At 58.6% G+C, this 14,795-nt stretch carries 15 protein-coding genes; 8 read left to right on the top strand and 7 right to left on the bottom strand.

The window, feature by feature from the left end; translation table 11 throughout:
- Positions 1-52 precede the first annotated feature (52 nt).
- Both QWJ10_RS07885 and QWJ10_RS07890 read right to left on the bottom strand, forming a co-directional pair.
- Positions 53-727 carry a methionine ABC transporter permease gene (locus QWJ10_RS07885; RefSeq protein ID WP_074821341.1) on the bottom strand — a complete coding sequence of 225 codons (675 nt, stop codon included), beginning with the start codon at positions 725-727 and terminating at the stop codon, positions 53-55.
- The gene (locus QWJ10_RS07890; RefSeq protein WP_010796574.1) at positions 727-1,734 is read right to left on the bottom strand and encodes a methionine ABC transporter ATP-binding protein; all 1,008 of its coding nucleotides are present in this window, start codon (positions 1,732-1,734) and stop codon (positions 727-729) included. The genes QWJ10_RS07885 and QWJ10_RS07890 overlap by 1 nt, the downstream gene beginning before the upstream one ends.
- 513 nt (positions 1,735-2,247) lie before the next feature.
- Between QWJ10_RS07890 and QWJ10_RS07895 the strand changes: the two genes are divergently transcribed.
- Positions 2,248-3,918 carry a Na/Pi cotransporter family protein gene (locus QWJ10_RS07895; protein ID WP_125888147.1) on the top strand — a complete coding sequence of 557 codons (1,671 nt, stop codon included), beginning with the start codon at positions 2,248-2,250 and terminating at the stop codon, positions 3,916-3,918.
- 145 nt (positions 3,919-4,063) lie between these two features.
- On the top strand, positions 4,064-4,969 hold the full coding sequence (locus tag QWJ10_RS07900) for a D-hexose-6-phosphate mutarotase (RefSeq protein WP_289925330.1): 906 nt from the start codon (positions 4,064-4,066) through the stop codon (positions 4,967-4,969).
- Here the strand turns inward: QWJ10_RS07900 and QWJ10_RS07905 are convergent.
- Positions 4,966-6,054 (bottom strand): aminopeptidase, encoded by a 1,089-nt coding sequence (locus tag QWJ10_RS07905; protein ID WP_289925331.1) that lies wholly within the window; start codon positions 6,052-6,054, stop codon positions 4,966-4,968. The genes QWJ10_RS07900 and QWJ10_RS07905 overlap by 4 nt on opposite strands.
- Before the next feature lie 130 nt (positions 6,055-6,184).
- On the opposite strand from QWJ10_RS07905, the gene QWJ10_RS07910 reads away from it, so the two are divergent.
- Together QWJ10_RS07910 and QWJ10_RS07915 are read left to right on the top strand one after the other, a co-directional pair.
- On the top strand, positions 6,185-6,604 hold the full coding sequence (locus QWJ10_RS07910) for a hypothetical protein (RefSeq protein WP_010796570.1): 420 nt from the start codon (positions 6,185-6,187) through the stop codon (positions 6,602-6,604).
- A gap of 33 nt (positions 6,605-6,637) precedes the next feature.
- Complete coding sequence (locus QWJ10_RS07915) at positions 6,638-7,075, top strand: hypothetical protein (RefSeq protein ID WP_074821335.1); 438 nt, start codon at positions 6,638-6,640, stop codon at positions 7,073-7,075.
- On the opposite strand, the gene QWJ10_RS07920 is transcribed toward QWJ10_RS07915, so the two are convergent.
- Positions 7,072-7,305 (bottom strand): DUF1161 domain-containing protein, encoded by a 234-nt coding sequence (locus tag QWJ10_RS07920; RefSeq protein ID WP_010796568.1) that lies wholly within the window; start codon positions 7,303-7,305, stop codon positions 7,072-7,074. The genes QWJ10_RS07915 and QWJ10_RS07920 overlap by 4 nt on opposite strands.
- Before the next feature lie 156 nt (positions 7,306-7,461).
- On the opposite strand from QWJ10_RS07920, the gene QWJ10_RS07925 reads away from it, so the two are divergent.
- Positions 7,462-8,109, top strand: a complete 648-nt coding sequence (locus QWJ10_RS07925) for a hypothetical protein (protein WP_073450068.1) — start codon at positions 7,462-7,464, stop codon at positions 8,107-8,109.
- A gap of 4 nt (positions 8,110-8,113) precedes the next feature.
- Here QWJ10_RS07925 and QWJ10_RS07930 read toward each other — a convergent pair whose 3' ends face one another.
- Positions 8,114-9,343, bottom strand: a complete 1,230-nt coding sequence (locus QWJ10_RS07930; RefSeq protein ID WP_289925340.1) for a spore maturation protein — start codon at positions 9,341-9,343, stop codon at positions 8,114-8,116.
- A 224-nt stretch (positions 9,344-9,567) separates the two neighbouring features.
- Between QWJ10_RS07930 and wrbA the strand changes: the two genes are divergently transcribed.
- Entirely contained in the window at positions 9,568-10,164 is a 597-nt protein-coding gene (gene wrbA / locus QWJ10_RS07935; RefSeq protein WP_125888142.1) for an NAD(P)H:quinone oxidoreductase, read from the top strand.
- Between the two features lie 249 nt (positions 10,165-10,413).
- On the opposite strand, the gene QWJ10_RS07940 is transcribed toward wrbA, so the two are convergent.
- Positions 10,414-10,575: a DUF1328 domain-containing protein gene (locus QWJ10_RS07940; RefSeq protein ID WP_010796564.1), complete on the bottom strand. Its 162-nt coding sequence runs from the start codon at positions 10,573-10,575 to the stop codon at positions 10,414-10,416.
- A gap of 298 nt (positions 10,576-10,873) precedes the next feature.
- Entirely contained in the window at positions 10,874-11,119 is a 246-nt protein-coding gene (locus tag QWJ10_RS07945; RefSeq protein ID WP_010796562.1) for a hypothetical protein, read from the bottom strand.
- Positions 11,120-11,646: 527 nt separating this feature from the next.
- Here QWJ10_RS07945 and algB point away from each other — a divergent pair.
- Both algB and QWJ10_RS07955 read left to right on the top strand, forming a co-directional pair.
- A complete protein-coding gene (gene algB / locus QWJ10_RS07950) occupies positions 11,647-12,990 on the top strand; it encodes a sigma-54-dependent response regulator transcription factor AlgB (protein WP_010796561.1) in 1,344 nt (447 codons plus the stop codon).
- The gene (locus QWJ10_RS07955; protein WP_289925347.1) at positions 12,987-14,777 is read left to right on the top strand and encodes an ATP-binding protein; all 1,791 of its coding nucleotides are present in this window, start codon (positions 12,987-12,989) and stop codon (positions 14,775-14,777) included. Before algB ends, QWJ10_RS07955 begins: the two co-directional genes overlap by 4 nt.
- The last annotated feature ends 18 nt before the right edge of the window (positions 14,778-14,795 follow it).

The raw sequence follows: 14,795 nt of genomic DNA on the forward strand, positions 1-14,795 counted from the left end.
GCGTGTAATGCTAGTGTTTTCCGCCGGACCTTGAGGCCCGGCGGACAGCCTGTTAGCGGCGGCTGAACTTTACAACCAGGCGGTCACCGACCATCTGCAGCACCTGTACCAGGATCAGCAGAAGTACGACGGTGACCACCATGACATTGGTCTGGAAGCGCTGGTATCCGAAGCGGATCGCCAGATCACCCAAACCACCGCCACCGATCACGCCCGCCATGGCCGTGTAGGACACCAGCGCAATCGCTGTAACGGTTGCAGCGGCGATCAGGCCAGGCAGGGCCTCGGGCAGCAGGGTACGGGTCACGATCTGCCAGAGGCTTGCGCCCATGGCCTGGGTTGCCTCGATGATGCCACGATCCACTTCGCGCAGCGCCGTCTCGACCAGACGTGCCAGGAAGGGCGCAGCCCCCACCACCAGTGGCGGAATAGCACCCTCGACGCCCAGCGAGGTGCCGATCAGCCATACGGTAATCGGGATCATCAGAATCAACAGGATAATGAAGGGAATCGAACGCAGGACGTTCACCAGGAACGACAGCAGGCCATACACGATGGGCTGTTCCAGCAACTGGCGCTTGCCGGTCAAAAAGAGCAGAACGCCCAGCGGCAAGCCGAGCAGTACGGTAAACAACATCGACCAGCCCAGCATTTGCAGGGTATCGAGGGTAGCCTGCCAGATTTCGGCCCAGTCGATATCGGCAAAAAAGGCGAGAAAAGCGTCCATCATCGAATGACCTCCACGGTTACATCAGCGGCGTCGAAACGAGCCAGAGCGGCGTCCAGATCCCCTCCTACGAGGGCAATGGTCAGCTGGCCGTAGGGTTCTTCGCGAATACGGTCGATTCGACCGCCCAGAATGCTGTAATCCACGCCGGTTTCCCGGGCTACCTGACCCAGGAGGGGCGCATAGGTGGCTTCGCCACGGAAGGTCAGGCGCAAGATACGACCCTCCACATGGCTATAGGACGACATCAGATCGCCCTCGTCCACGTGTTCGGCCTCGAACACAAAGCGCCGAGTGGTGGCATGCTTGGGATGCAGGAAGACATCCGCCACCGTGCCCTGCTCGACAACTGTGCCGGCATCGAGTACCGCCACGCGGTCACAGACGCGACGGATCACATCCATTTCATGGGTGATAAGCACAATGGTCAGACCCAGTTCACGGTTGATCTCCGCCAGCAGTTGCAGCACCTGTCCGGTGGTCTGCGGGTCGAGAGCACTGGTGGCCTCGTCGCACAGCAGGATCTTTGGCCGCGTCGCCAGCGCCCGGGCAATGCCGACCCGCTGTTTCTGGCCGCCGGAGAGCTGTGCCGGGTATTTGCGGGCATGGTCAGTCAAGCCAACACGGGCCAGCAATTCATCCACGCGCGCGTTGATCTCTGCGCGGGAATGTCCGCCTGCCAGCTCAAGCGGCATAGCGATATTGGCCGCCACGGTCTTGGATGACAGCAGATTAAAATGCTGAAAGATCATGCCGACACGACGGCGGAAGGCACGTAGACCGGCGCTGTCCAGCGCGGTGACGTCTTCGCCATCCACAATGATCCGGCCGCCGCTGGGTGCTTCCAGCCGGTTGATCAGGCGCAGCATGGTGCTCTTGCCGGCCCCGGAGTGGCCGATGAGGCCGAAGACTTCGCCCGCCTCGACGCGCAAGTTGGTCGACTGGAGCGCCGGCACCTGGCGACCTGAAACGAGGTAGGTCTTTTGAACGTTCTGAAATTCGATCACTTAACGCGAAACCTTGTGGGTATTGCTGTAGGCGTGGTCAGCCCTGATAAGCGGCTGTGCCTCCTGATTTATCGATATGACGCTGGCAAAGCGCCCACATAAACGCACAGTTTACCGCGGCTGTTTATATCTTCTTAATATTTGTTTTCTAAATGCAGCAGTAAAAATGGCATATGAACGCGGCGGCGGACTATAACGTACCCCTGCCGCGAACACCTTACCTTGTGTCGAGTCACAATCAGTCAGACGCCATGTTCAGCGAAAACGCTCCCGACATGGACCGCTCCGCCTGTCGAGCCAGAGCGTCTACGCCGCCTTCAGGCACTGTGGAGAAGCAAAGCGCTTCTACTGCAGGGTGAACATATCCTCCCTACAGGCGACTAACCCTGTATAGCCCCGACTACCGTCCTGCCGTCTCAGCAGCCGCTGCGGCCTGCATGGCATATGAATGTGAAACTTTTGTTACAGCCTGGCCAGGCAGCCGGGAAGCAGTTGCGCCGGGAGGGCGCCTGAATGCTGACACTACTAAACCTTCTTTCTGCGGTGGCCCTGCTGGTATGGGGAACGCACATCGTCCGGACCGGCATCATGCGGGTCTACGGGGCGAACCTGCGTCGCGTACTCAGCCGCAGCGTACGTCACACCCCGCTAGCCTTTGCCGCTGGCATTGGCGTTACCGCACTCGTGCAAAGCAGCAATGCCACGGCGCTGCTGGCAACGTCCTTCGTAGGCCAGGGGCTTATGACCCTCAGGCCTGCCCTTGCGATCATGTTGGGCGCCGACGTAGGGACGGCACTAATGGCCCGTGTGCTCACCTTTGATCTGTCGTGGCTTTCTCCGCTGCTGATCCTGGTGGGCGTCATTCTTTTCATTGGTCACAAGCAGTCCCGCCCCGGACAATTGGGCCGGGTGGCGATCGGGCTGGGACTGATCATTCTGGCGCTGGAGTTGATCGTAGCGGCCGCAACACCCATGACCCAGGCTGCAGGCGTCAAGGTGCTGTTCTCCTCACTGACCGGAGACGAAATGCTCGACGCCCTGACCGGGGCTCTGTTCGCCATGATTTCCTATTCCAGTCTTGCGGCTGTCCTGCTGACGGCAACGCTGGCCGGTTCAGGCGTCATTTCGCTGAAAGTGGCTCTCTGCCTAGTGGTGGGTGCCAATCTGGGCAGCGGTCTTCTGGCCATGTTGAGTGCGTCTCGCCAGACACCGGCCGGTCGACGGGTAGCCCTGGGCAGCCTGCTGTTCAAGCTGGCCGGCTGCGCGCTGGTACTGCCGTGGGTCGACACCGTGGCCGACTGGATGGACAACTGGGAACTGGCGGCCGCAGAGCTGGTGATCGGCTTCCATGTACTCTACAACCTCGTCCGCTGTGTGGTGTTCCTGCCCCTGACACGTCCGATGGCGCGCTTCTGCACACTCGTCCTGCCGGATCGGCCGCAGGCAGACATCACCATGAACCCACGTCATCTGGATACGTCCGTACTGGATACCCCCGCCCTGGCGCTTGCCAACGCCGCCCGTGAGGCGCTGCGCATGGGCGATGTGGTGGAGCATATGCTCACGGAGCTGATGGCCTTGATAAGCGGTGGCACCAAGGCCCAGGGACGGGAAGTCCGCCGCCTGGATGATGATGTTGATGCGCTCTACACCGCCATCAAGCTCTATCTGGCCCGTATTCCGCGAGAAGATCTGGGGGATCGGGACAGCCGTCGCTGGGCGCAGATCATCGAACTGGCCATCAACCTTGAGCAGGCCGGAGATATCATCGAGCGCATGGCCAGTGATTTGGAAAACAAGAAAATCTCGGCCAATCGCTCCTTTTCCGAGCAAGGCCTTGAAGAACTCGCCGCATTGCACGGCCACCTGATGGCCAACCTGAGGCTATGCCTGTCAGTCTTTCTGTCTGGCGATGTCGACTCGGCCCGTCGCCTGCGGCGTGCCAAGCAGCGCTTTCGCGTCCTGGAGCGGCGGTACGCCCACGCCCATGTGGAGCGCCTGCACCATCAGGTCGTACAAAGCATCGAGACCAGCTCGCTACACCTTGGCCTGCTGTCAGACATGAAGCGTCTCAATTCGCTGTTCTGCAGTATCGCCTATGGCGTCCTGGAGCAGGCGGAATCCGGATATGAGACCGAGCACGCAGCTTCAATGGAAACCCCACCCGACCTTCATGAGTCGTAGCCTTCGAAACGCACACCGTGGCGCAAGATAGCGCTACTCTACTCACCTTATCCGGCAGGTCTTGTCATGTCCTGCCGGAACCGATTGACGCGGCCAAACCGAACAGGCCCAGCGCTCACTGATAATAACGACCAAGGAATTATTGATGACCCAAGCCGCTCCCCTCGTTGAACAGATCCAGAAGGGCGAATTGCCCTGCTGGCGTATCCGTATCGGCCGTGCCGAAGCCGTCATTGCCTGCCAGGGCGCCCATATTCTCAGCTTCGGCCTTGATGGTGAGCCGCCGATCATCTGGGACAATCCGGATGCCGAATTCATTCATGGCCAACCCATTCGTGGCGGCGTACCGGTCTGCTGGCCCTGGTTTGGCGATATCAAGCGTAACCCGCCGGCCGTTCAGCACATGCTGACCGAGGTAGAAGGCGCCCCGCAGCATGGCCTCGTTCGTCAGGCAGGGTGGGCAACCGGTGACATGGATGTGGATGTGGACCGCGTCCGCCTGGACTTCCACTACCAGACCTCTGCCGCCCACATGCCCGGCTGGCCCCACGCCGCCGATTTGACCCTGTCGGTTGAGGTAAGCGATCGTCTCACCATGACGCTTACCACCCGCAACATCGGTGATCAGACGCTGACCCTGAGTCAGGCCCTGCATACCTACTTTGCCGTGAGCGACTCCCGTCAGGTCGGTATCGAGGGCTTTACCCACGCTGACTACTACGATTGCCTCGACGGCTGGCAGCGCAAGCGCCAGAACGGCGAGCCGGTCATCGACCAGGAAGTGGACCGCGTCTATCAGGGTCTGCCCTCCCGCCTAGGGATTCGTGACCCTGAGTGGAATCGCCGTATTTTCATCGAGACCAAGAACACCTCGTCCGCGGTGCTATGGAACCCCTGGATCGAAAAATCCAAGCGTCTGACACCATTCGCCGATGATGCCTGGCAGCGCATGCTGTGCATCGAGACCGCCCGTGTCATGGACGATGTGATGGTGCTAGCTCCCGGCGAGACCGGTCAGATCAGTGCCACGCTCTGGAGCGAACCGCTCTAATCGTTCTGCTCTGCCTGCCGCTCCGCCAGGGCTTTCAACCGAGCCTGGCGGTCGGCGACTGGTAACGCTGCCAACGCCCGGACACGTGCATAAAAGGCTGGCCAGTTTCCAGGATGCTCGGCATACAAGGCAGCAAAGGCCGGAACCCACTGCTCATACAGCCCGAACGGCAAGAGCTTTGCGTTATTTAGCGGACCCGCCATCCAGGCATCAAAGCGGTGATCGCCTCGCCAATGCGTATCCCTCAGCTGTGCATAGTCACGCCGCATCGTCTCAAATACCTTGCCCTTTGCTTGTCGCATCGCCTCGGCTGCAAGCGGCTGAGCATAAAGCGACTCAAGCTGCTTACGTGTATCCAGTATCAGCCCTACGAACTGCCGGTACCGTTGTTCGCGGAGCGGATCAGGTGGCGGTAACCCTTGAGCCGCACGCCATTGGCGAAGCCCTTCCTGCTGGACAAAGTTGGCATAGGACTCATTAAAGGTCGTGTCGTCCTGCACATAGAGGTTCTGATGGGCCAGCTCGTGGAAGATCGTTGCAATCAATTGATCGTCATCCCAACGCAGCATGCTGCTGAGCAGCGGGTCATCGAACCATCCCAGCGTCGAATACGCTGGCACACCTGCCACATAGGTATCCCACCCCTTGGCCTTGAGCGGCTCTGCCGCCTTTTGCGCTGCCTCTTCATGGTAGTAACCGCGATACGCCACGCAACCGGCAATGGGAAAGCAATGCGTCAGGGGCGAGAGTGAGAACTCCGGTGCTGCAAAGACATTCCAGACAACGTAGGGCCGGTCCAGCTTTACGAACAGACGATAGCTGCGGTTATCCGGCAAGCCCAATTGCTGACTGGCGAACTCACGGGCGCGCAGGGCCAGCTCAAGGCGACGCCTCAGGGCCGGATCGGTAGAAGGATCATCAATGACCTGGGTGATGGGTGTGCGCTGCCATAACAAGGCCGCCTGCCCCTTTGCCATCTGCCCGTAATATCCGACAGACGAGCAGCCGCACAGCCAAAGGGCCGCGATAAATGGAACCCATCTCAAGCTTTTAAGGTCGACTTGGGCTAACCAGAGACGGGACATGGTAAATAACCTGGAGCGCCGGTATGAGGAGGCGACACTCTAGTATGAGTATCGGCCCCATGGAAACCGGCACTGAGGAAGGAAGCCGAGAATCCTGCCCCGTTGCATTACCTTTGTCTGGAGCTCACTCATGCGTCGTATTCTCCTGTTGTGCCCTGCCCTGGCACTGACTGCCTGTTCCCTAATGCCGCTGCCCAAGCCGGACCCTTCCCAGGCCTGGATCGACCTCAAGACCGAAAAACCGGATCTGCTCCAAGCCCAGCAAGCCGATCGCCAGACCCTTGAGGACGACCGTTACTTCCAGGTGCAACCCGGTAGCCATGATCTTCAGGTGCGCTACCAGTTCAAGGTCGATCCGGCCAATATCGGCCCCAGTGCCACGCCCCTGGTCCGCACTTGCCTGCTCAATGTCCATTACAAGGATTTCTCGGCGGGCGAACGCTATCGGCTACAGGCTGAGCAGGCCGGATTCCGCGCCTGGGCCAAGCTGTACGATGCCAGTCAGCAGGAAGTCGCACGAGGTGGAGAAAGTCGCTGCGGCGATGTCTAATCGATACTCTCAGACTCGCTCGGGCTAAAGGCCATGAAAAAGCACCTGTTGTTCGCCGCCGTACTGCTGGCAGGCTGCGCCAGTCCCCTTCCGCCCAAAGACCCCAACATGGCCTGGGTGGATCTGCACATGCAGATGGCCTCGGTAGGCAACGTGCTGATGGCGGATCGTCTGGATGGCAAGCGGCTCGACGATGGACGCTATTTCCAGGTCTCGCCCGGCGCGCATGAGCTACAGGTTCGCTATCAGTTCGAGCTGGGTGGCATGGTTCCGGGCGGCGGCATGATGGGCTTTGGCTACGAGCCGGTGGAGATCAACTGCTACATGATCGTCCAGTACGGTGATTTCAAGGCAGGCGAACGCTACCGCATCGAGGCGTCAGCCTACATGGACCAGCCCCGGCTGGAGCTGCACGATAGCCGGGGGCAGCCGGTTGGAACGGTTCGTCAGCGTCAGTGCATCCCGCTCTAGCCGTCGTTACGCTGGTAAATGATCTTCTTGGTGCCGTTTTCACAGCTGCCCACCACCATGTTGGGATCGGTGACGTCTGCGTTCGGTACGATTTCCAGCGTGTACGAGCTGACTCCGGCGGCCTGGATCTTTACCTCGATCTCAGATTTGAGCTGATCGCATGGTAACGGTGCCGCCCAGAGCGGGGCTGTAAACAGGCTGGCTGCAACGAACAATCCAAGCGTTTTCATAGGTTTCACTCCTTGAGCGGGCAATGCCCTTCTTGATTTTGACTAGGGCCGTCACATTGAGTTTCTAGTACCCCGTCACGGAAAGGCACCACGCGGGGAACCAGCCTACCGGGGGCTCTTCCAATAGGGTGCAAATTTTCCCTTAAAGGTAGCCCAATGCTGGATTGGTTACGCGAGTACCGTGACGTCCTGACCCTGTTCATCTCCGGCTGCACTTTGCTGGTATGGATCTTTTATGCACAGCTGCTGCTGAGCGGCTTCAAGCGCCAGCGTCAACCGCGGCTCATTATCAACCGCGGCGCCGGCAAGGGGGTAGGCGCCCTGTGCCTGCTTTCCAACATGAGTGCCGAGCCGATCTTCATTAACCAGCTGATCGTGCACCTGCACACCTCGCGCGGTACGCTCAAGGCGGATGTGACGGATGTTCGCGAAAGCAGCGAGGATGATTTCGATCAGGATGCCGAGCTGTATAAAGCCACCCGCCAGGGACCGCTGAAAACGGGTGACTTTACGCACATTGGCACCTTTCAACGATTGATCTCCCGGGTAGCCGCTGCACACGATCTGGAACTCAATGGCATGCACCCGCCAGAAGGCTGGGTCTTTGATGGTCTGGAAATCCACGTGATCGCATTTTATGGCTCCGACAGGCACCCCATCGGTGTACGCCGCCGCTTCCGCCTGGGTCAGTACAAAGGGCATTACTGTTCACTGATTGCCGAAAGCCGGCAGACAGAACAGTTCACGACCCGTCGCCAGCGCCGCATCGTTCGCAAGCACTGGATGGCGGAATTCGAAAATTGATGACTCAGCCGAAAAACCAATAGCAGACCAGGATGGACGCCAGCACCCCGGCGCCATCGGCCAATAGTGCGCATCCGACAGCATGGCGAGCCCGTTGGATACCTACCGAACCGAAGTAGACGGCCAGCACATAAAAGGTCGTCTCGGTACTGCCTTGGACAGTGGCCGCAATCAGGGCTGGAAAACTGTCCACACCTTTGGCCTGCATCGTCTCGATCAGCATGGCGCGGGCGGCGCTGCCCGAAAACGGCTTGACCAGTGCTGTAGGCAGCGCATCGACAAAGCGGGTGTCCCAACCCAGCCAGGCCACTGCATGGCGAACACCGTCAAGAATGATTTCCAGTGCGCCTGATGCCCGTAACACGCCCACTGCGCACAACATGGCAACCAGATAAGGCAATAGGTTCTTGGCGACCTCGAACCCTTCTTTTGCACCCTCGACAAAGGTTTCGTAAACCGGCACCCGCTTGAGCGCGCCAAAGATCAGAAACATCAGAATCAGGCCGAACAGCACCAGATTACCTAATAGCGACGATAATGCCGCCAGGGCCGTTGCCGACAAGGTGACCAGAATGCTCATGAAGCCGCCCAGAAGCAGTGCGCCGCCACCCAGCCACGCCAGGACCACCGGATCCCACAGCTTGAGCCGTTGCATGAACGAAACGGATAGCAGCCCGGCCAGCGAGGAGACACTGGTCGCCAGCAGGATAGGCAGAAAGACCAGGGTTGGATCAGGCGCACCCTGTTGGGCGCGATACATGAAGATAGTGACGGGCAGTAACGTCAGGGAGGATGCATTCAGCACCAGAAATAGAATCTGTGCATTACTGGCCGTTTCCGGCTTAGGGTTCAAGTCCTGCAAAGCCCGCATGGCCTTGAGGCCAATGGGCGTGGCCGCATTATCGAGCCCCAGGCCGTTAGCTGCAAAGTTGAGCGTAATCAGCCCCAGCGCCGGGTGGCCGGCAGGTACTTCCGGCATCAAACGGCGGAACAGCGGCCCAAGGACATAGGCCAGTTTTTCGACCAGACCGGCCTTCTCGGCAATACGCAGGATACCCAGCCAGAGCGTCAGTGTGCCGAATAACAGGATCATCACCTCTACCGACAGCTTGGCCATGGCAAACAGGCTCTCGACCATAGCTGCAAACACGCCTGCATCGTCTCCGATCAACCATCGTCCTAGCGCACTGATCGCCGCCACGATGAAAAAGCCCAGCCATAACCCGTTCAGCATGATGCATCTCCCCGAAACCAGCCGGGAATGATACGAGGGTTGACTCCCGATGGCGAAGGTCGAGCAACCCTGCGCCTGTAAAAAGTCGAACGCTTCGATAGGTATCAACCAGAATTGAGATGGTTCAGGAAGAGAAACCTGCCGACGATTCCTGACCGCTGTTGTCCTTTCTTAAGCCATCAAAAGGCCGTCACGCGGCCCTCTGTTTTAACCAAGGAGACGACATGAAGAAAGTTCTGGTTCTGTACTACTCCATGTATGGACATATCGAGCGCCTGGCTGAAGCCCTGGCAGAAGGTGCGCGACGTGTACCGGGCGTTGAAGTGACGATCAAGCGCGTCCCCGAAACCATGCCTGAAGACGTGGCCCGAAATGCTGGCGCCAAGCTTGATCAGGCAGCGCCGGTCGCCACGCCTCAAGAGCTGGCTGACTACGATGCAATCATCTTCGGAACACCGACCCGTTTCGGCAACATGGCCGGCCAGATGCGCACCTTCCTCGATCAGACGGGCGGTCTGTGGGTGAAGGGTGCTCTAGTAGGCAAGCTGGGCAGTGTGTTCGTTTCGACGGGAACCGGGGGCGGTAGTGAGACTACCATTACGTCCTTTTGGAACACGCTAGCGCACCACGGCATGCTGATTGTCGGTATGCCTTATACCGATCCCATGCTGGCGGATATTACTGAAGTGAAGGGAGGTTCGCCTTACGGCGCAGCCACGCTGGCAGGAGCCGATGGCTCTCGATTGCCCAGTGCGAAGGAACTACAGCTGGCGAGCCATCAGGGCGAGCATGTCGCCAAGCTGGCGGTAAAAATGCAGTAACCCAAAATTATGTCCCCCAGGCGTTTTAGTCCTCAAGACCCCACGGTCGAGGCCCAAAACGTCTGGGGGATATATCGTCCAGCCTGGCTCGTCTCAACGAAGGTACTCCCTGTACCCTGAGGATGCTCCTCTTACCGCAAAGCACCCAAGCCCCTTGGCCTATAACGCCCCAACAAGTCGGGGCGTGTGTTCGGTCAGGTCATTAAACCGGCCTACGGCTACGATTTGATGACAATCGCAGGCCCTGTGTCAGGGTCGGCGGCGACCGAAGAAGAAGGACACCACAAACAGGATCAGGAACAGAACGAACAGGATCTTGGCAATACCTGCTGCTGTACCGGCGATGCCGCCGAAGCCCAAAACACCTGCGATGATAGCGATGATTAGAAACGTGATAGCCCAGCTCAGCATGATGATTCTCCTCGTCTTACTTTTCTCTGGTTTCTAGTTTGGATTTCTAGTTGATTATCGAGAAACACTTACTTTCTCAGGCCAGGCCGACTGTCTTATCCGAGACTCTCTGGCACCGCTTTCCGAGAAAGATAGGCTCCTCGGTATGGATACTTCTAAATCGCGTGTGTTCCGGCTATCCGTCTGTTTTAACGCACGGCCGATCAAAATCATGCTGGCTACAAGGCCCAATAGAACTATCGCACTGGCGAAAGTCAAAGCGAAGGTTGTGTAGGTCCCGGACATCACAAGCGTCTCCTTAGAAAACCCAGCGAGTCTGACGGGGGAAACGGTCAACAGTAGATTGAGCCGGAATAGCTTTTTGCTGCTCGACGCTTACATGGCTTGCCAGGGGCTTGGCCGCCGGTGCCTTCACTTCAATGTGAGGTACGGCTTGCGGAGCAGCAACGGGAGTGGAGGTATGGCCAGTGGTGAACAGCACTGCTGCTACACCTGCGAAGAATGCCGAACAGATCATATTGTTACGTGCAATCTGGCTGACCATGAGTTTACTCCTTCAACTGTTGTTGGCCGTTTCAGGCTCTATGCAAGAGATATTGCAGACGGCATGCCAAGTTTTTTAATAAAAAAAATCCCTTAAAATCAATAACTTAAAAATTATATCCGCTTTCTGCCGCTTGCATACTGCAAGATGCAGGGTTTCAAGCATTGCGTTTTGCATGATGCCTATAGAGAAAAACTGGCCGTCCTGGCGAACTTCTCAAGCCAAACGGCCTCTACTTGTGTTGCCTTCCTTACAGGAAAAGGCGAAACCTCAGCGTCAGTGCCTCGTTGTCTGTACCGAATTCCTGGCCGGATCGGTAGTAAGGCTGGTGTTTTTCGAGGCTTCCCTGCAATTTGCATGGCCCCTCCTCCATCTGCCCCCTGTCAGCGCGTCATGACATCTCATCAAAAGACTTGCATCGTTCGTCGTGCATATTGCAACTTGCACGATTTACAACTGACTAAGGCACAGACCTCCCGCCCCCTTCTGTTTATATAGGTGCGGGATGTACCTACGGAGAACATTCCATGGATCAACCGAGCGGAAGGATTCTTCTCGTCGATGACGAGGCAGCGATCCTGCGTACTTTCCGTTTCTGCCTTGAAGATGCTGGTTATAGCGTCGCTACGGCCAACTCGGCCGCTCAGGCCGAAGCCCTGCTGCTGCGACAGGTATACGACCTTTGTTTTCTCGACCTACGCCTGGGCGAGGACAACGGTCTGGATGTATTGCAACAGATGCGTATCCAGGCACCCTGGATGCGGGTAGTCATCGTTACCGCCCATTCGGCGGTGGATACAGCGGTCGATGCCATGCAGGCTGGTGCTGCCGATTACCTGGTTAAACCTTGCAGCCCTGATCAGCTGCGCATGGCCGCGGCCAAGCAGCTGGAGTTTCGCCAGCTGTCCGCTCGCCTTGAAGCGCTCGAAGGTGAAGTACGCAAGTCCAGCCTGGGTCTGGAATCCCGTAGTCCGGCCATGATGTCGATACTGGAAACGGCCCGACAGGTCGCTACGACCGACGCCAATATTCTTATTCTGGGCGAATCCGGTTCCGGCAAGGGTGAGCTGGCCCGCTCCATCCATGCCTGGAGCCGCCGCGCCAAGAAAACCTTTGTCACCATCAACTGCCCGTCCCTGTCCGCCGACCTGATGGAAAGCGAGCTGTTCGGCCACACCCGCGGCGCGTTTACCGGAGCCAGTGAAAGCACCCTGGGTCGCGTCAGCCAAGCCGATGGCGGTACTCTGTTTCTCGACGAAATTGGTGATTTCCCGCTTGCCCTGCAACCCAAGCTGCTGCGCTTCATCCAGGATAAGGAATATGAGCGGGTGGGCGATCCGGTCACGCGCCGTGCCGATGTACGCATTCTTGCCGCGACCAACCGCAACCTCGAGCAGATGGTGGCCGAAGGTGAGTTCCGCGAAGACCTGCTCTACCGCCTGAACGTGATCGTGCTGACCCTGCCGCCGCTTCGCGAGCGCAAGGAAGACATCATTGATCTGGCCGAGCGTTTCCTGGCCCGCTTCGTCAAGGACTATGGCCGTCCGGCCCATGGATTCAGTGAGGAAGCCAAGGAAGCGCTGCGCAAGTATGACTGGCCCGGCAACGTCCGCGAGCTGCGCAACGTAATCGAGCGCGCCAGCATTATCTGCAGCAAGGATCTGGTGGACGTTACCAACCTTGGCCTGACCGAACAGCCCAGCTCCGCCAGTAGCGCTCCGCGTGTGGGTGAGACCATGAGCCTGGAAGCGCTCGAGAAGGCGCATATTGCGGCGGTCATGGCGACAAGCGAGACGTTGGATCAGGCCGCCAAAATTCTCGGCATCGACTCGTCGACGCTCTACCGTAAACGCAAGCAGTACGGGCTATGAAGCTTCCGATAAAACTTAGGACACGCCTGTTCCTGAGCATTTCCGCGCTCATTACCGTTGCGCTGCTCGGACTCATTATCGGGTTGGTCAGTGTCCTGCAGTTCTCCAATAGCCAGGAGAGCTACAACAAGCACACGCTGCTGTTCATCAACGCCTCACTGGGCATGCGACAGGAGCTGAGCAACGAGCTGTACTCGCTCATGGATGGGGCGCCGGACGCCAATCAGCTTCGCAATCATGATCAGGAGTTTCGCAACTACCTGGCCACGACCCAGAGCCTGGTCAGCCATCCGGACGATATCCAGCAGCTGAGTCAGCTCGAGAGCAAGTACAACCAGTACTACAAGATGCTGGGCAATCCACCGGATGGATACTCTGCGCTCAGGGAGAACAAGGTTTTTCTGGACCTGGTCAACAGCCTGCGCAATCAGGTGTATGACCTGCAGACCAGCTTTATCAGCGACATGGACAGTACCCAGCAACACGCCCATAACCGGGCCACGCTGATTGCCGTCCTGCTGGGGCTCGTCGGGCTGGCTATCCTGGGGATTGGATTTGCAACGGCCAACACCATTGCACGTCGCTTTGGCGGCCCCATCGACTCGCTGGCCAAGGCAGCCGACCAGATCAGCCAAGGGCATTTCGACATTACCCTGCCGACCTCCAAGGTGACCGAGCTGGCCTTGCTAAGTCGCCGCTTCGGTTCCATGGCCGAGTCCCTGCGTCAGCTGAGCCAGACCAACATTGAGGCCCTGGTGGCCGGGCAACGTCGTCTTCAAGCGGTGCTGGACAGTATCGACTACGGCCTGATCATCCTTGACTACCTCGGACATATCGAACATGCCAACCCGGTGGCGAACCGTCAGCTAGGTTGGGATGACGAGCGTCAGGGTCAGCTCCTGGGCGCGGCCCTGCAACGCCCGGATATCGACGAAGCCGTCCAGCGTGTCCTGTCCGGCAAGACGCTGGAAGCTGTTCCGGAAGATTTGCAGATCGATATTGCGGGTGAGACACGCCTGCTCGCCTGGACAGTCACGCCGGTCAACCATGCCGACGGCCGCAGCGTTGGTGCCTTGATGGTCCTGCGTGATGTGACTGAGCAGCGCGCCTTCGACCGGGTCCGCAACGAGTTCGTCCTGCGAGCCTCCCATGAGCTACGGACGCCGGTAACCGGCATGCACATGGCCTTTGCCCTGTTGCAGGAGCGCCTGAAGTTTCCCGAAGACTCGCGTGAGGCTTACCTGCTGCAGACAGTGGATGAGGAAACCCATCGTCTGGTCCGCCTGATCAACGACCTGCTGGACTTCTCACGCTATCAGAGCGGCCTGCAACGTCCCGAGAAGGTCCCGAGTGAAGTTAGCGAGCTGCTCGATCAGGCCCGCGCACGGCATGCCGATGCCGCTCGGGACAAGTCGGTCGAACTGGTGGTGGAACTGCTGCATACCCCGCTTCCCCGCGTCACGCTGGACCCGGTACAAATGGGCCGGGTGCTGGACAACCTCATTAGCAATGCCCTTCGCCATACGCCTGCGGGCGGCCGCGTCTCGCTTCAGGCCATGCGTCAGAACGATCGCCTGCTCATGGCTGTACAGGACAACGGTGAAGGGATCGCCTATGCCCAACAAGGCCGGGTATTCGAGCCGTTTGTGCAGATTGGCTCCAAGAAAGGCGGTGCCGGTCTTGGCCTTGCGCTCTGCAAGGAGATCATTCAGCTCCACGGCGGGCGCATTGGCGTCGTCTCGCGACCGGGACAGGGAACGCAATTCTTCATGACCCTGCCGACTTGAACGCAAAAGCCGCCCACC

It is taken from the genome of Pseudomonas sp. WAC2 (assembly GCF_030403525.1).
GTDB classification, from domain to species: Bacteria; Pseudomonadota; Gammaproteobacteria; order Pseudomonadales; family Pseudomonadaceae; genus Chryseomonas; species Chryseomonas luteola.